This window comes from Streptomyces sp. NPDC091282 (genome assembly GCF_044757385.1).
Classification (GTDB): domain Bacteria; phylum Actinomycetota; class Actinomycetes; order Streptomycetales; family Streptomycetaceae; genus Streptomyces; species Streptomyces gramineus.
On record NZ_JBIVUX010000008.1, the window covers coordinates 218,022 to 234,494 of the forward strand.

Annotated in this window: 13 protein-coding genes; 6 read left to right on the top strand and 7 right to left on the bottom strand. The window is 74.4% G+C overall.

The window, feature by feature from the left end:
- Positions 1–106: 106 nt before the first annotated feature.
- Positions 107–1,738, top strand: a complete 1,632-nt coding sequence (locus ACIQOE_RS32840) for a phosphodiester glycosidase family protein (RefSeq protein ID WP_401415336.1) — start codon at positions 107–109, stop codon at positions 1,736–1,738.
- 115 nt (positions 1,739–1,853) lie between these two features.
- Here ACIQOE_RS32840 and ACIQOE_RS32845 read toward each other — a convergent pair whose 3' ends face one another.
- The gene (locus tag ACIQOE_RS32845; protein ID WP_401415338.1) at positions 1,854–3,254 is read right to left on the bottom strand and encodes a sensor histidine kinase; all 1,401 of its coding nucleotides are present in this window, start codon (positions 3,252–3,254) and stop codon (positions 1,854–1,856) included.
- The gene (locus tag ACIQOE_RS32850) at positions 3,251–3,940 is read right to left on the bottom strand and encodes a response regulator transcription factor (RefSeq protein WP_401415340.1); all 690 of its coding nucleotides are present in this window, start codon (positions 3,938–3,940) and stop codon (positions 3,251–3,253) included. The genes ACIQOE_RS32845 and ACIQOE_RS32850 overlap by 4 nt, the downstream gene beginning before the upstream one ends.
- A 273-nt stretch (positions 3,941–4,213) precedes the next feature.
- On the opposite strand from ACIQOE_RS32850, the gene ACIQOE_RS32855 reads away from it, so the two are divergent.
- The 3 genes from ACIQOE_RS32855 (at position 4,214) to ACIQOE_RS32865 (ending at position 8,771) form a co-directional block, all read left to right on the top strand.
- The gene (locus tag ACIQOE_RS32855; protein WP_401415342.1) at positions 4,214–6,475 is read left to right on the top strand and encodes an MMPL family transporter; all 2,262 of its coding nucleotides are present in this window, start codon (positions 4,214–4,216) and stop codon (positions 6,473–6,475) included.
- Positions 6,472–7,233, top strand: a complete 762-nt coding sequence (locus ACIQOE_RS32860; protein ID WP_399010591.1) for a DUF2993 domain-containing protein — start codon at positions 6,472–6,474, stop codon at positions 7,231–7,233. Before ACIQOE_RS32855 ends, ACIQOE_RS32860 begins: the two co-directional genes overlap by 4 nt.
- A 341-nt stretch (positions 7,234–7,574) precedes the next feature.
- Positions 7,575–8,771 (top strand): glycoside hydrolase family 64 protein, encoded by a 1,197-nt coding sequence (locus ACIQOE_RS32865; protein ID WP_399010593.1) that lies wholly within the window; start codon positions 7,575–7,577, stop codon positions 8,769–8,771.
- A 10-nt stretch (positions 8,772–8,781) separates the two neighbouring features.
- On the opposite strand, the gene ACIQOE_RS32870 is transcribed toward ACIQOE_RS32865, so the two are convergent.
- Entirely contained in the window at positions 8,782–9,345 is a 564-nt protein-coding gene (locus ACIQOE_RS32870; RefSeq protein ID WP_401415344.1) for a helix-turn-helix domain-containing protein, read from the bottom strand.
- Between the two features lie 84 nt (positions 9,346–9,429).
- Between ACIQOE_RS32870 and ACIQOE_RS32875 the strand changes: the two genes are divergently transcribed.
- Complete coding sequence (locus tag ACIQOE_RS32875) at positions 9,430–10,344, top strand: SDR family oxidoreductase (RefSeq protein ID WP_401415346.1); 915 nt, start codon at positions 9,430–9,432, stop codon at positions 10,342–10,344.
- Between the two features lie 216 nt (positions 10,345–10,560).
- On the opposite strand, the gene ACIQOE_RS32880 is transcribed toward ACIQOE_RS32875, so the two are convergent.
- Positions 10,561–11,205: a dihydrofolate reductase family protein gene (locus ACIQOE_RS32880; RefSeq protein ID WP_401415348.1), complete on the bottom strand. Its 645-nt coding sequence runs from the start codon at positions 11,203–11,205 to the stop codon at positions 10,561–10,563.
- Positions 11,206–11,406: 201 nt separating this feature from the next.
- Here ACIQOE_RS32880 and ACIQOE_RS32885 point away from each other — a divergent pair, with 201 nt between their 5' ends.
- Entirely contained in the window at positions 11,407–11,925 is a 519-nt protein-coding gene (locus ACIQOE_RS32885; RefSeq protein WP_399010598.1) for an adenylate kinase, read from the top strand.
- 36 nt (positions 11,926–11,961) lie between these two features.
- On the opposite strand, the gene ACIQOE_RS32890 is transcribed toward ACIQOE_RS32885, so the two are convergent.
- From ACIQOE_RS32890 to ACIQOE_RS32900, 3 genes are all read right to left on the bottom strand, one after another.
- Positions 11,962–14,358: a glycoside hydrolase family 65 protein gene (locus tag ACIQOE_RS32890; RefSeq protein ID WP_401415350.1), complete on the bottom strand. Its 2,397-nt coding sequence runs from the start codon at positions 14,356–14,358 to the stop codon at positions 11,962–11,964.
- 158 nt (positions 14,359–14,516) lie between these two features.
- Positions 14,517–15,305 (bottom strand): hypothetical protein, encoded by a 789-nt coding sequence (locus ACIQOE_RS32895; RefSeq protein WP_401415352.1) that lies wholly within the window; start codon positions 15,303–15,305, stop codon positions 14,517–14,519.
- Between the two features lie 170 nt (positions 15,306–15,475).
- Entirely contained in the window at positions 15,476–16,402 is a 927-nt protein-coding gene (locus tag ACIQOE_RS32900) for an NADP-dependent oxidoreductase (protein WP_365574476.1), read from the bottom strand.
- Positions 16,403–16,473: the final 71 nt, after the last annotated feature.

Here is a 16,473-nt window from a genome sequence, read left to right on the forward strand (position 1 = left end):
AGGTGTCCGCCGCTTCACGCAGGGGCCTTCGCGTCCGGCTGGGATGGCCGTGCGGTGCGTTTCGGTCGGGCGGCACCGCGCGGTCGAGTCGTACGTCGGGAGAGGCATGTCTGTCGGAGCCAGGACGTTCGGATACGCGGTGCGGGACGTACGACGCAGAGCGGGACGGGGGTTCGCGCTGGGAACCGTGCTGGCCCTGGTGGCGTTCGTGCCGCCGGCCGACGCGAGCGCGCGGACCGGGCACGGCGCGGCGGACGCCGTCACGTGGACCACCCGGCACGTGGCGCCCGGGGTCGAGGTCAGGACCGGAGTGCTCCGTGACCCGCGGGCCGCCGGCACGTGGACGGTCACCGTGCAGGCCCCGGCGGTCGACCGGCTCACCGGAGCCGCCGCCTGGGCCCCGCTGGGCGAGCACGGCTGGGCCGGCACCACCGCAGGACGGCTGCGCGCCGCCGGTTTCGCGCCCCGCGTCGAGCGCGTGGCGTGGGACCCGTACGCCGACACCCCGCGGGGCACGATGGGGTGGCAGGTCAGGGTCGGCGGATACGCCACGCAGGCCGAGGCGGTGACCGCGGGCGCGGCGGTGTCGGCCGCGGGATTCCGCACCTCCGTCGAGTGGACGGGCTACGACGGGCGCCGGCGCCCCGACGCGGAACGCGTCCACGTCGCCGTCGTCGATCCGGCCGGGCTGCGCGGCACCGTCGAGGTCAGCGACGGCGGCGACACGGCCGACCGGGAGAAGACCTCCACGGTCGCCGCCCGGCTCGGCTCCCTGGTCGGCGTCAACGGCGGCTTCTTCGTCACCTCCGACGCGGACGGCGTCCAGGGCACCTCGGCCGGACTGTCCGCGGTGCACGGCGCGTTGCAGTCGATGGCCGCCGGATCCCGTGCCGCGCTGATCCTCGCCGACGGCGGCCGGCACGTCCGCGTCGCCGACCTGTCCACCACGGTGACCGTGCGGTCCGGCTCGGCCGTCCGCGCGGTGGAGGGCATCAACCGGGTGCCGGGCAAGGTGCGCAACTGCGGCCGCCCGGGCACCGTGCCCACCGCACTCCCCCGCCAGGACGTCACCTGCTCCCTCGCCGACGACCTGGTGAAGTTCACCTCCGCGTTCGGGGCGCCGCTGCCCACGGGCGCCGGCGTCCAGGTGGTCCTGGACCGGCAGGGTGTCGTCGTCTCGCGGGGTGACCGGGGCGGCTCCGTGCCCGCCGGCGGCTCGGTCCTCCAGGGCACCGGCACCGCGGGCGCCTGGCTCGCCGCGCACGCCGGGCCGGGCAGCAGGCTGACGCTGCGGGAGACGGTCCGTGACTCCTCGGGCCGGCAGGTCCGGCTCGGTCCCGACGACAGCGTGGTCAGCGCGGCCCCGACCCTGGTCGAGGACGGCCGGATCCACATCGACGCCGCCACCGAGGGCACCCTGGACCCGCTCGACCTCTCCTTCGGGTTCGCCTGGTCCAACGTGCGCCAGCCGCGCACCCTGGCGGGCGTCGACGCCCGCGGCCGGCTGCTGCTGGTCACCGTCGACGGCCGCCAGCCCGGTGTCAGCGAGGGCTTCACGCTCGCCGAGGCCGCCCGGTTCATGCGCTCGCTCGGCGCGGTGCAGGCACTCAACCTGGACGGCGGCGGCTCCAGCGCCATGGCCGTCGACGGCAGCCTCGTCAACGTCACGTCGGACGCCACCGGCGAGCGTGCCGTCGGCGACACGGTCCAGGTCCTGCCGCGCCCCGGACGCGGCTGACCACCCGCGCGCGGCACGGGCGGGCGCCACCGGCACGGGGAAGGGCCCGTCCGCGAGCGGACGGGCCCTTCGCCGGACGCCGGGCCCCGCATGAGCCCCGCCCGAGCCGGTCCGGTCACGGCTTCCCGGTCGTCGGCAGGCCGAGCGTGAACACCGCGCCGCCCTCCGGGCCCCGGGACCGGGCAGTCAGGGTGCCGTCCAGCCGGGTCGCCAGGCGGTGTGCGATGGCGAGGCCGAGACCGGTGCCGACCGGACGCAGCCCGCGGTACCGCTCGTGCAGGGCGCCGCGTTCGAACGCGACCGCGAGGTCGTCCTCCGTCAGGCCCGGCCCTCCGTCGCGCACCTCGATCTCGGCGCCGTCGTCCCGTACCCGGATCGCGAGCACGACCGGAGCGCCCGCAGGAGTGAGCCGCAGGGCGTTGGCGAGCAGGCAGTCCGTCAGCTGCCGGACCCGGAAGCCGTCGGTGCGTGCCGGCACGGGCCGGCCGGTCCGCTCCAGCCTGAACTCGACGCCGTGCCGCGCGCACCGCTCCCGCCAGACCGCCGCGGCCTCGCCCACGAGCGCGTCGAGGTCGGTGTCCGTCACGTCGAGGCGGAAGTCGTCGGCTTCGAGGGCGGCCAGGTCGAGGAGGTCGGCGAGGAAGCGGTCGAGGCGGCGGGCCTCGGCGTGCAGGACGCGCGCCGCCCCGGGCAGCCGCTCGGCCGGTACGACATCGTCGGCGAGGGCTTCCGCGTAGCCGAGGACGCTGGTCAGCGGGGTGCGGATCTCGTGCGACACGGACAGCAGGAAGTCCCGCTGCCGACGCTCCCCGTGCGCCAGCGCCGCGTCCAGGACGCCGAGGGCGCGGCCGAGTTCGACCGCCTCGGCGGGGCCGGGCGTCGCGGCCGGGTCGGGATCGGTCACACCGCGTTCTCCCGCGGCGAGCCGGGCGGCGACGTCCACGGCGTGGCCGAGCGGGCGGGCCAGGCGCCGGGCCAGCAGCACGCCGGCCGCGACGGCGCCCGCCAGGCCCGCGCCGAGCGGGAGCAGCAGGTCCCGGCGCATCCGGGCGGCCGCCGTGTCGACGTCGGTGAGCGGCCTGGTGAGGACGACGGCGCCGCCCCGGCGGGCCGGGATGCCCTCGACGAGCACCTCGGTGCCCCGCAGTGCGCCGGTCGCCGACAGGGGCCTGCCGGACAGCAGGACGTCCCGTTGCGGTGTGCCGAGCGCGGGTGCCGCGGGTCCGCTGACCACACCCGCCGCGTCGACGACGGCGATCTCGACGCCGTTGGCGCCCGCGATCCGCTGCTCCCCCTCGTACAGGAGGGCCGACAGGGCGGGCACCCGGCTGAGCACCTTGGCCTGCCGGGCGAGCTGGTCGCGTTCCTGGGCCTCGGCGGTGCCCCGCACGGTGTGCCAGGCGACCAGGCCGGTCAGCAGGACGGCGACCGTGGTCACGGCACCGGCCAGCAGGACGAGTTCGCCGGCCAGACCCGTCCTGCGGCGCGCCCGTCCCGCGGCGCGGAACCCGGTCATCGGGCCGGGTCCGTGGTGCCGTACCCCACCCCGCGCACCGTGCGGATCGGGCTCGCCCCGCCGAGTTTGCCGCGCAGCTGGGACACGTAGACGTCGACCACGCGCGGGTCGCGGTACGCCGACTCCTCGCCCCACACGTGTGCCAGCAGCTCGCGCCGGGTGAAGACGCGGCCGCGCCGGTCGAGGAGGTGGACGAGCAGGTTGAACTCGGTCGCGGTCAGCTCGATCTCCGCGCCGTCCCGGTGCACGGTGCGCCGGGCCGTGTCGACCCGCAGGGCGCCGGCCACGTGCGTACGGCCGCCGGGCGCGCCCCGGCCGCGGCGCAGCACGGTGTTGACCCTGGCGACCAATTCGCCCGGGGAGAAGGGTTTCGTGATGTAGTCGTCGGCTCCGAGTTCCAGGCCGAGGATGCGGTCGGCCTCGTCGGCGCGCGCGGTGACCATCAGGACGGGGGTCCAGTCGCCGCGGTCCCGCAGCCGCCGGCAGAAGGTCACGCCGTCCAGTCCTGGCAGGGCCACGTCCAGCACCACGGCCACCGGGCGGAGGCGGGCGACGGCCTCCAGGCCGCGCAGGCCGTCGGTCTCGACGCGGGTGCCGAAGCCGTTGCGGGCCAGGTACAGCTCCTGGAGAGCGGCGATGTTCGGATCGTCCTCGACGATCAGCACGAGTCCGCCGCCGGTGTCCATGCCCGCCTCCGTCCGCCGCTCGGTCGCCGGGCCCGCACGTCCGGGGCCCGCAGCGATCCTAAGCAGCGCGGACGGTGGGCCCGACGCCGCGGCCGGGTCCGCAGGGGCGGCCTAACAGTCCCCTAACACTGCGCCGATGATCCTCTTGTCCTCCGCGGGTCATGATCGGGGCCGACTCCTGGGCGGCCCGCCGACGGCCGGGCCGGGGAACGCCGTGCGCCGTTCCCCGGCCCGGTCGCGGCCGGCGCCCCTCCTCGACCTCGGGAAGCAGGCATGCGACGCATCGGTCCGACCACCGTGACACCCGTGAAGGACACCGGCCCGCCCGGCCGCGGACTGCTGTACGGCCTGGGCCGTGCCTGCGCCCGCCACCCCTGGCGGGTGATCGGTGTGTGGCTCCTCGTACTGCTGGCCGCGGTGGCCGCCGACCGCGCCTGGGGCGGCTCCTACGCCGACGACTTCGACCTGTCGGGCACCCCGTCCCGCACCGGCTCCGACCTGCTGAACGCCCACGGCGCGGCGGGCTCGCGCGGAGTGGCCGCGCAGATCGTCGTACGTTCGGACGCCGGACCGCTCTCCGCGCACCGCGACACGCTGGCGGCGGCCGGGCAGCGGCTCACCGCGCTGCCCGAGGTGATCTCGGTCGCGGCACCGCTCGACACGGCGGGCGCGGTCACGGCCGACGGCCGCACCGGCTACTACACCGTCCGGTTCCGGGAGAATCCCGCGCAGTTCGAGAAGTCGTACGTCGGCCGGGTCGACGCGGCCGTACGCGCGCTGCGGGCCGACGACGTCACCGTGGAGTACGGCGGCCCGCTCGGCCAGCTGGCCCGCCCGGCGGCGGCGGACCGGGCGTCGGAGGCCATCGGCATCGGCACGGCGGTGCTGGTCCTGCTGCTCGGCTTCGGGAGTGTGGCGGCGGCCGGTTTCCCGCTGCTCACCGCGGTCATCGGGCTGCTCGCGGGGCTGAGCGTCCTCGGACTGCTGGCGAGCCGGTACGCGTTCGCGGCGGCCTCGCCGACGCTGGCGACGATGATGGGGCTGGGCGTCGGCCTGGACTACTCGCTGTTCCTCGTCACCCGGCACCGCAAGCTGCTGCACTCCGCCGAGGGCCCCGTCGAGGCGGCCGCGCGGACCGTCGCCACCAGCGGACGGGCCGTGCTGGTGGCCGCGCTGACCGTCACCGCGGCCCTCGCCGGGCTCTTCGCCTCCGGGGTGGATTTCATCGGCATGCTGGGGGTGGCCGCCGGCACCACCGTCCTGGTCGGTGCGCTGGCCGCGCTCACGCTGACCCCGGCGCTGCTGGGGCTGGCCGGGCGGCGGATCGACCGCTGGCACGTCCGCACCCCGGTGGACGAGCCCGACGACAGCGGCGACATATGGCACCGGTGGGCCGCGACGGTCCGCCGGCGCCCGTGGACGTTCCTGCTGCTGGGCCTCGTGGTGCTGGGCGTGCTCGGCGCGCCCGCGGCGGCGCTGCGGCTCGGGCACGTCGACGCGGGTGCCTCTCCGGTGTCGTACACCGAGCGGCGCGCCTACGACCTGGTCGCGGACGGCTTCGGGCCGGGAGCCGACGGGCCGCTGACCGTGGTCGTCACCCTCGACAAGGACCATCGCACGACCGGCGCGCAGCGTGACGCGCTCGCCCGCGCGCTGCGCGACGCGCTCACCGCCACCCCCGGGGTCGCCGCCGCCACGCCCCCCAAGGCCACCGAGGACGGGGCGCTGCTCGTGTCGACGGTCACGCCGGACACCGGGCCGCAGGCACGGGCGACCACCGCCCTGGTGCACCGACTGTCGGACGACGTGCTGCCCGGCGTCCTGTCCGAGGAGGGCGCGACCGGCTATCTGACCGGAACCACCGCCGCCCAGCAGGACTTCCGGGACATCCTCGCCGACCGGCTGCCCGTGGTCGTCGGTGTCGTGGTCGCGGCCGCCTTCGTGCTGCTCCTCGCGGTGTTCCGCAGCCCGCTGGTGGCGCTCAAGGCGGCGGTGCTGAACCTGCTGTCGATCACCGCCTCCTTCGGCGTGGTGGTCGCGGTCTTCCAATGGGGCTGGGGATCCCGGCTGTTCGGCATCGACGAGGCCGTTCCGGTGGAGTCGTACGTGCCGATGATGATGTTCGCGATCGTCTTCGGTCTCTCCATGGACTACGAGATCTTCCTGCTGTCCCGGGTGCGGGAGACCTGGCTGGAGACGCGCGACAACCACCGCAGCGTGGCGGTCGGGCTGGCCGGCACCGCGCGGGTCATCACCTGTGCCGCGCTGATCATGACCAGTGTGTTCCTCGCCTTCCTGCTGTCGACCAGCGTCGTCATCAAGATGCTGGCGCTGGGACTTGGCGTCAGCGTGGTCCTGGACGCCACCGTGGTACGGCTGTTGCTGGTGCCGGCCGCCATGTACCTGCTCGGCGAGGCGAACTGGTGGATCCCGCGGTGGCTGGACCGGCTGCTGCCGCGGCTGGATCCGGAGGGCTCGCGGGGCCGGGCGGAGTCCACGGGCGCGGCCGTGCCGGCGGGACCGGTGACCCGGTGACGGGCCGCACGGGCGGTACGGCCTCGCGGGCCGCCCGCTGCGCGGCACCGGGGCGGGCCGCGGTACCCGGACCGCGCCGTCGGCCGCGCGGCCGACGGCTCCTCGTCTCCGCCGTGGTCCTTGCGGCACTGCTCGCCGGAACCGCGGAACTCGTCGCGCGCGGGATGGTCGACGGGCGGATCTCCGGCCGGCTGCGGACCAGGATCGGCGCCAACCAGGTGCACCTTGGCGGATCCGCGCTGCTGGGGCTGGCCCGGGGCCGGTTCGACCGGGTGCGGGTCACGGGCTCGGACGCGCGGCTCGGCCGGATCACCGGGGCCTCGGTGGACCTGCGGCTGACGGACGTGACGGTGCGGGGCGCGCCGCGCGTCGGACGGCTGCGCGGCCGGATCACGGTGCCGGCCGACGCCGTCGCGCGGTCCCTGGAGCGGAACGCGCGGGGACCGGCGGTCTCCGGGGTGGCCGCCGACCCGGCGCACGGCACACTGGTGATCTCGGTGCGGGGCGGGCTGGGCACGGTCACGGTCCGGCCGTCGCTCCGGGACGGCCGGACGGCGTTCGAGCTGGTGGACGCCCGGGTCCTGGGCCAACCCGCACCCGCCGGGCTCGCCGCCGCGATCGAGGAGGCGCTGCGCGAGCGGTCGGCGCGGCAGCCCGGCCCCGGCCCGGTGGAGGTGACCGCGCTGGAGGTCACCTCGGCGGGACTGGTGGGCACGGTCCGCGCCGACGACGTGGACTTCGGCCGGAGCGCGGGCTGAGGAGCCGTACGGCACACCGGCCGGAGCCGGGCGGGCACGCAGCGCGTTCGCGGCCGGGCCGCTTGCCGGCTTCCTTGCTTAACTGCGTTTTAAAGACGCCTTAAGTGTCCCTGGGTTGCGTACGAGTCATCAAGTAGGCGCAGCTCAGGGCCATTTGGGTCCTTCGCGTTCCGGTTGGCGGGAGCAACCGGCGTGGCTATGGTCGGGGCTCACCGGTGGCGCGCGACGCGATCGTGAGAGCGCTCTCAGACGGCGGGTGCCGGTCCGTGCCCTCAGGCGGACCGCGCCCGCCCGCACCCTCCGGTGCCCCCGCCTCCCCCCACACCCGAGGAGCCCCGCACATGCCCCGTCACCAGCGCGACCTGTCCCGCCGCAAGATGCTCATCGCCCTCGGGGGCGCGGCCGTCGCGGCTCCGGCGGTCGCGGCCGTCGCCCCGCACGCGCTCGCGGACCGGGCCACGGCGCGGACCACGGCCGCCTCCGGCACGCTCCCCGTCACCGTCGTCAACGGCACCGGGTCGTTCGACAACGCGTCCGTGCACCTGTACGTCGTCGGCAACCAGGACGGCAAGCAGGTGCGGCTCACGCCCGACGGGCAGCTCGCGCCGGTCGCGCTGGCCGACAACGGCGCCGACGGCTTCACCGACTACGCCATCCCGCTCTCCGGCAGCGGCGACACCGCGCTCTCGCTGCCCTACATGTCCGGCCGCATCTACGTGGCGCTCGGCGACAAGCTCAGGTTCAAGGCCGTGACCGACGGCGCGGGCAACCCGGCCCTCCAGTACCCGGCCGGATGGGTCGCGTCGGACCCCAGCTACGGAGTGCTGCACGACTGCGCCGAGTTCACGCACAACGCGTCCGGGATGTTCTGCAACACCACGATGGTCGACATGTTCAGCGTGCCGATGAGCATCCGGCTCACCGGCGAGAAGGACCAGACGACGGGGACGCTGCGGCAGGGCGGCCGGGCGGCGGCCCTCGCGGCCGTGCGCGAGGTCGAGGAGTTCGCGAAGCTGGTCGTGGACGACACCCGGATCATCGCGCCGGGGCACGGTCTGGACGCGGGCCTCTTCTCGGCGAGTTACCTCGACCCGTACATCGACGAGGTGTGGAGCACGTTCACCGGCAAGGATCTCCGGATCACCACGAACGCGGGCACGTTCACCGGGCGGGTGCGGGCGGACCGGTTCGTCTTCGACGGGCCCGCGCCGGTGTCCTTCGCCAAGCCGTCCACCCGCGACGTGCTGTTCTGCGACGGCGCCCTGGCCGCGCCCAACGACGGCACCACCGGACCCGTCGCGGCGGTGCTCGGCGCCGGCTTCAACCGGTCGACGCTGCTCACCGTCACCGACCAGCCTGCCACCGACCCCGCCTCCTTCTACCAGGGCGGCACGACCAACCACTACGCGAAGGCGATCCACGCGGCGACCGAGGACGGCAAGGCCTACGGGTTCGCCTTCGACGACGTGGCGGACTTCGCCTCCTACGTCCAGGACACGGCGCCGACGGGCTTCACGCTGACGCTGACCGCGTTCTGAGAGCGGGCCCTCAGGTCCTGGCGGTGATCCTGCCGAGTTCGTCCAGCAGTTCGCGCAGCACCGGCACCATGTCGGTCTCGTCGGCGGCCGTGATCCACCGCTCGAAGCCGACCTTGAAGACGGCCACCGCGGCCTCCGCGGCCAGGGTCGCGGTGGGCTCCGGCACACTGCGGCCGCGCAGCGCCTCGGCGAGGGCCGCCGCCAGCGCGGCGAGCTTGATCAGTTCGCGTTCCCGGAGTTCGGCATGGGCGGCGACCACGGCCTGGCGGCGCAGGGCGTACGCGTGGCGGCCGGCGAACATCGCGGCCGCCGCGTCCAGTCCGGCACCGAGCACATCGGGCAGCGGCGCGGCGGGCGGCGCCTGCGCGACGGCGGTCACGAACAGGTCCTGCAGCGGGGAGCCGGCGAAGAGGACCTCGCGCTTGTCGGCGTAGTGCCGGAAGAAGGTCCGTTCGGTGAGGCCCGCCTGCCGGGCGATCTGCGCGACGGTCGTCCGCTCGTACCCCTGCTCCGCGTAGAGCTGCAACGCCGCTTCCGCCAGGCGCTCGCGCGCGTTCGGCTCCCATCTGCCCATGGCGGAATCCTACGTGATGACAGTGACTGACATCGAGTGCTACGGTCGATGTCAGTCACTGTCATCGACTTTAGGGGTCCTCCCATGCGTGTTTTTGTGACGGGTGCCTCCGGCTGGCTCGGTTCCGCCGTCGTGCCCGAACTCCTCGACGCCGGGCACCAGGTGGTCGGCCTGGCCCGCTCGGACACCTCCGCGGCGGCGCTCACCGGCGCCGGGGCGGAGGTCGTCCGGGGCACCGTCGACGATCTCGACGTGCTGCGTACGGCCGCCGCCGAGTCCGACGGCGTGATCCATCTGGCCTTCAAGCACGACATCGCCTTCAGCGGCGACTTCCTCGGGGCGGCCGAGGCGGACCGCCGGGCCGTGGACGCGTTCGGCGAGACGCTGGCCGGTTCGGACCGGCCCTTCGTGCTCGCCTCGGGACTGCTCGGCCTCACTCCGGGCCGGACGGCCACCGAGCGGGACATGCCGGCGCTCGACGGCTCACCGGTCTCCGAACGCCAGGCCACCGCCATGGCGGCCCTGGAACTGGCCTCGCGCGGTGTGCGTTCCTCGGTGGTACGGCTCTCGCCCACCTGCCACGGCGAGGGCGACAACGGATTCATGGCGGCGCTGGTCGGGATCGCCCGGGAACGGGGCGCCTCGGGTTACGTCGGCGACGGCGCGAACCGGTGGCCCGCCGCGCACCGCCTCGACATCGGGCGGCTGTTCCGGCTGGCCGTGGAGAAGGCACCGGCGGGTTCGGTGCTGCACGGCGCGGGCGAGGAGGGCGTCGCGATCCGCGACGTCGCCGAGGTGATCGGCCGTCACCTGGGCGTACCGGTCGTCTCCGTCCCGCCCGCCGACGCACCCGCCCACTTCACCTGGCTGGGCGGCTTCATCGGCATGGACAACCCGGCCTCCAGCACCGCCACCCGAGAACTCCTCACCTGGCAGCCCTCCCACCCGGGCCTCCTGGAGGACCTGGACAAGGGCCACTACTTCGGCTCCACGGTCTGATCCGAGCACCGGTCGGCCCATGGGCACGGGCCGCAACGTCCCGGGCGTGCCGACGGGCCCGCGACCTGCTCGGCGCATCCACGTCCGACCGGCCTGCCGGACGCCAGTGCCTTCGTGCGTCGGCACGGGGACGCGGGCGGCCGCACCGCCGTGGAGGGCGTCCGGCGGCCGGACGCCCTCCTCGCGGTCGCGGCCCGCGTCCGTGCGGGCCCCGTGTCATCTGCGCCAGAACAAGTGGTGCGTCACGCCGCTGCTGCTGGGGACGACCTCCAGGTGGAAGCGGTCGAGGAGTTCCTCGGGGGACTCCCAGAGCCGCAGGCCGGATCCGAACTTCAGCGGTGAGACGGCCACGTGCATGGTGTCGACCAGGTCCGCTTCGAGGAACTGCCGGACCGTGGACACCCCGCCGCCGAGCCGGACGTCCTGGCCCTGCGCCGCCTCCCGGGCCTGGGCGAGGACCGTGGCCGGGTCGCCGTCGACGAAGTGGAACGTGGTGTCCGAGAGCGTGATCGACGGACGCCCGTGATGGGTCATCACGAACACCGGCGTGCGGAACGGCGGCTCCTCCCCCCACCAGCCCTGCCACTCCAGGTCCTGCCACGGCCCGCGCTGGGGCCCGAACTTGTTGCGGCCCATGATCTCGGCGCCGATGTTGCGGGCGAAGTCGCGGGTGAAGTAGTCGTCGAGGCCCCGGCTCCCGCCGGGATCCGTGCGCATGGGCCAGCTCGCCGTGGCGCCCGCCCAGGAGAACAGCCTCTCCGGGCCGTCGAGGCCGAACGGGCGCTCCAGGGTCTGGTGCTCGCCGGCGGCGACGCCGTCACTCGAAACGCAGAAGTTCATGGCCTTCAGTAGTTGTTCCACGGCTCTCCTTGTCAGGTTCTGTCTTGTCACCGTTGCGGCAGGGCGCCGCGCACCCTGACGTCGAACGGGATACGGCCGGATCGACATCGCCCCGGACATTTCTTTCCCGGCATGCCGGCGGGAGAGGCGGCGCGGGCGGGACCGGCCTCGGCCGCCGGACCGCCGATACGGGTCCCGTCGGCCGGCAGGTAGGGTGCGGGCGTGGAACGGATCTTGGTGGTGGGTGTGACCGGCGCGGGCAAATCCACGCTCGCGCGTGCGCTGAGCGGCCGCCTGGGTCTGCCGTACCACGAAATGGACGCCCTGTACTACGTCGGCCCCCAGTGGGCGACCAACGCCGACCTGGCCGAGGACGTCGCCCGCCTCACCGACGGACGGCGCTGGATCATCGACTCCATCGGTTACCCCGAGGTCCGGGACCTGCTGTGGGACCGGGCCGACACGGTGATCTGGCTGGACTATCCGCGACGCCACATCATGCCGCGTGTCCTGCGCCGGTCCCTGCGCCGCACCGTCACCCGCGAGGCCGTCTTCGGCGGCAACCGGGAGACCTGGGCGGGCTGGCTGCGCCGCGACCACCCCGCGTGGTGGGCCTGGTCGCAGCACGGACCCCGCGCCCGCGAGATCGAGCGCCGGGTCGGCGACCCGCGCTTCGCGCCGCTGCGCACCCTCCGCTTCCGCCGCCCCCAGGACACCACGGCCTGGCTCGCCGGTCTCTGACCCGGCACGCCGGGCGCGTGTGCCCGTGGGCCGCGGTCAGTCCTGCGTCTCCTCGCGCGGCTCCTCCTCGCTCGGCAGGCCCTCCGGGCGGCGGCCGTGCGGCTGCTGGGGCTCGGGGCGTACGGAGCAGGGCGGGACCTCCCGTTCCACGGGCTTGTCGACGGTCACGGTCACCGGCTGCCCGAAGTGGAGCACGGTCAGCGGTTCGCCCTCCACCAGCCGGTAGCGCGCCCGGTTCCGTTCGATGTCGACCTTCAGCCGCTGCCCGCGCGTCTGCACGGTGAAGGCGATCCTGGACAGCGCCTCGGGCAGGCGCGGCGCGAACCCGAGCAGGCCCGGCTTCCCCTCGTCGTCGAGGTGCCGCCGCAGGCCGCCGAAGCCGCCCACCAGCGCCAGCCAGGTCCCGGCGAGGGACGCGATGTGCAGTCCGTCGCGGGTGTTGTGCTCCAGGTCGTCGAGGTCCATCAGCGCGGCCTCGGTGAGGTAGGCGTAGGCCAGCCGCAGATGTCCGGTCTCGGCCGCCAGCACCGCCTGGCAGCACGCCGACAGGGAGGAGTCGCGGACGGTCAGCGCCTCGTAGTAGGCGAAGTTGCGCACCTTCTCGTCGTCGGTGAAGGCGTACGGGCACTCCAGCATCGCCAGGACCACGTCCGCCTGTTTCACCACCTGCTTGCGGTACAGGTCGAAGTAGGGGTAGTGCAGGAGGAGCGGGTAGTTCTCGGGCGGGGTGGCGTCGAAGTCCCAGTGCTGGAAGGCGGTGAACCCGGCCGACTGCTCGTGCACGCCGAGGGTCTCGTTGTACGGCAGTGCCATGCGGGCCGCGGCCTCGCGCCAGCCGGCGGTCTCCTCGTCGTCGACGCCGAGTTCCTCGGCCCGGTCCGGATGGCGCGTGGCCGCGTCGGCGGCGGCCCGCAGGTTCTGGCGGGCCATCAGGTTGGTGTACAGGTTGTCCCGCGCGATCGCGCTGTACTCGTCGGGCCCGGTGACGCCGTCGATGTGGAAGACGCCGTCGGCGTCGTGGTGGCCGAGGCGACGCCACAGCCGGGCGGTGTCGACGAGGAGGTCGAGGCCCTCATTGCGTTCGAACTCCTCGTCCCCGGTGACCAGGACGTACCGGACGGCGGCCATGGCGATGTCCGCGTTGATGTGGAAGGCGGCGGTCCCGGCCGGCCAGTAGGCGGACGACTCCGAGCCGTCGATCGTGCGCCACGGGAACATCGCTCCCGCCAGGTTCAGCTCGCGGGCGCGTTCCCGTGCCGCCGGCAGCATGCGGTGCCGCCAGCGCAGCGCCGACGCGACGGCCTCCGGCGCGGTGAACGTCAGGACCGGCATCACGTAGGACTCGGTGTCCCAGAAGGAGTGCCCGTCGTACCCGGTGCCGGTCAGCCCCTTGGCGGGGATCGCCCGGTTCTCGCCGCGGGCGGCCGCCTGGAGCACGTGGAAGAGCGCGAACCGCACCGCCTGCTGGATCTGCGCGTCGCCCTCCACCTCGACGTCCGCGCCGGCCCAGAACTCGTCGAGATACGCGCGCTGGTCCGCCACCAGCCCGTCCCAGCCGGCGCTGACCGCGGCCGCCACCGCGCCGTCCACCTGGTCGCGCACGGCCGACTGGGAACGCTCGCCCGACCAGCCGTAGGCCACGAACTTGAACAGCCGCAGCGGCTGTCCTGGGGTCAGGTCCGCGGTCACCGTCAGGCGGCTGACGTCGGGCTCGCTCTGCGCGGTCCAGCGGGTGCTGTCGGGCCCTTCGACCATGTGGTCGGCGGCCGCCCCCACCCGCAGCGCGCTGCGGTCGGTGCAGTGCAGCAGCCGCAGCCGGGTGCCCTGGGCGAAGCTCTCCTCCGGCGTCAGCGGCGACTCGATGGCGGCGGCGACCCGCGGATCGCCCTGGAGGCTCGGCAGTTGTTCGTTGGCGACGAGTTCCGACTGCACGGCCACCGTGGCCGGTCCGTCCTCGGGCTCGACCTCGTACACGATCGCGGCCACCGCCCGCTGGGTGAAGGACACCAGCCGCCGTGAGGTGATCCGCACCGTGCGGCCGCCGGGCGACATCCAGCGGGCGGTACGGCTGAGCACGCCGGTACGGAAGTCCAGCACCCGCTCGTGCTCCAGCAGCCGACCGTAGCGCAGGTCGCACGGGTGGTCGTCGACCAGCAGCCGGATGATCTTGCCGTCGGTGATGTTGATCATCGTCTGGCCGGACTCGGGATACCCGTAGCCGGCCTCCGCGTACGGCAGCGGATGCCGCTCGAACACGCCGTTGAGGTAGGCGCCGGGCAGTCCGTGGGGTTCGCCCTCGTCCAGGTTGCCGCGCCATCCGATGTGCCCGTTGGAGAGGGCGAACACCGACTCGCTCTGCGCGATCAGATCGAGGTTCAGCTCGCTCTCGCGCAGGCACCATGGTTCCACGGTGAAACTCGGATGGGTGATCACCGCGACTCCAGACCTCGGCCGTCCATGCGTTCGTCGCCGCCGAGGCTAGGCCGTGCCCGCGGCCGTGGCTCCGCACCCGCCGCCCGGCACGCCGGAAGGCACCCGCTCGGTCGAGACGGGCGGGGCGGCCGGCGCTGCCGCCCCGCCGGGTGGCGCGCTCAGCCGATCCTGCGCGCCCTGACCCCGTCGGCCTCGAAGTCGTAGACGGTCCGGTTGATCCGCAGGCCGTCGACGGCACCGATCCACATGTAGTCGCGGCCCTTGGCCACCGCGACGGAGTAGGCGGTGGGCTCCGCGCCGCCGTCGTTCAGCGCGGCCTTCAGTCCCGCGAAGGAGCACGGGGTGCTCAGGGTGCAGCCGGTCGCGGTCCCCGCGCTGCCGGTGAGGTGCCAGGAACCGGTCGTGGTGGCGTCGAGGTAGGAACTCCAGCGGCCCACCACCGGCGAGGGGCCCGGCGTCCAGACCATCGACGCGTACGTGGTGCCGGGCGCCGCGGCGAGGTTGGGGTTGATCTCGAACGTGAGGTTCGGCATGTTCCCGGCGCCGCCGTACGAGATGTTCTCGGCGGTCTGGAAGACGTGGAAGCCGACACGGTCCAGGCCGAGCACCCGGTTCCCGTAGAAGTCGACCTCGTTGCCGAAGGAGGCCTTCTCGGCGGCCGGGCTCAGCGAGGTGGAACGGTCCGCCACCTCGAGGCCGAGGCTCCCGTCGCCGTACGGCGGCCCCGCCTGGGGGCCCTGCACGCCGATCGGGCCGAACGGACCGCTCCGCAGCGCCGCGACGGGAGAACCGATGGTGTTGCGGGTGATGACGCCCCAGTGGTCGCCGCTCACCGTCTTGCGGGCGGTGGCGGCGGACGCCGGTCCCGGGAGGATCGAGGTGGCCAGCGCCATCAGGGCCGTCGCCCCGAGCACCCCTGTGCGCATCCTGGCGAAGCGAGCGTTCACGCCCACTCCTTTCGTGGTCGGACGAGAGCGGGACGGCCGCGTGGCCGGTCCCGCGTAGCGTCGCCACGCTAGGAACGTGCCGGTACGGAAGGACGATGACCCACCTGTCGTACCGGACACGTGATCCCTACGGCGGAACGGCGTTGGTCCACTCGCGCCCGGCGGCCGGGTCAGCCGCCGTCCTCGGCGACCCGGATGACGGTCCTGCCGGCGATCCGCCGTTGCGGGGCGAAGGCGTCGACCGCCTCGGCCAGCGACCTGACCGCCCCGACCCGGACCCGCAGCCGTCCGTCCCTGAGCCGCCGCGCCAGTTCCGCCAGGATGGCGCGGTCGGGTTCCACGACGAAGAACACCGCCCGGCCCGACTCGGGCCGGACCCTGGGCGGCTCGGCGACCGAGACGAGCGTGCCGCCCGCCCGTACCAGCGCGGCGGAGCGGTCCAGGACGTCACCGCCGATCACGTCGAACACCACGTCGGCCTCGCCCGTATCGCCGGGCCGGTCGGTGTCGAGGTCGAGGAACGCGTGCGCGCCGAGCGCGAGGACGGTGTCCCGGTCGGCGGCCCGGCCGGTGCCGATCACCCGGGTCCCCGCCCCCCGCGCCAGCTGCACCGCGAGCGAGCCCACCCCGCCCGCGGCGCCGTGCACCAGGACGGTCTGCCCGGCGGCGATCCGCGCGTGGTCGAACAGGCCCTGCCAGGCGGTCAGTCCGGAGATCGGCAGCACGGCCGCCACGGTGTGGTCGACGTCCGCGGGCAGCGGGGCGAGGTTGCGGGCCTCCACGGCGACGTACTCGGCGAGTGAGCCGTCGCGGGCCCAGTCGGTCAGGCCGAAGACGCGCTGGCCGACGGTGAGTCCGGTGGTTCCGTAGCCGAGTTCCGCCACCACCCCGGACACCTCGTGTCCCGGCACGCTGGGCGTCCGGTCGCGGCCGGTGCGGTCGGTCCACGTTCCGGGCCAGGCGAGCTCTCCCCGGGTGAACCCCGCGGCATGCACCCGTACGACGACGTCGTTCTCGGCGGCGTGCGGATACGGCAGCTCGGTCAGGGTCAGCCCGCGGACCCCGGCGTCGCGGTCGGTGGCGGTGACGGCCTGCATCGGTGTTCCTCCCTCTGTGCTGTGCGATCGAACCGGCGACGGGCGATCGGGACCGCCGGCGTGCGCTCGGA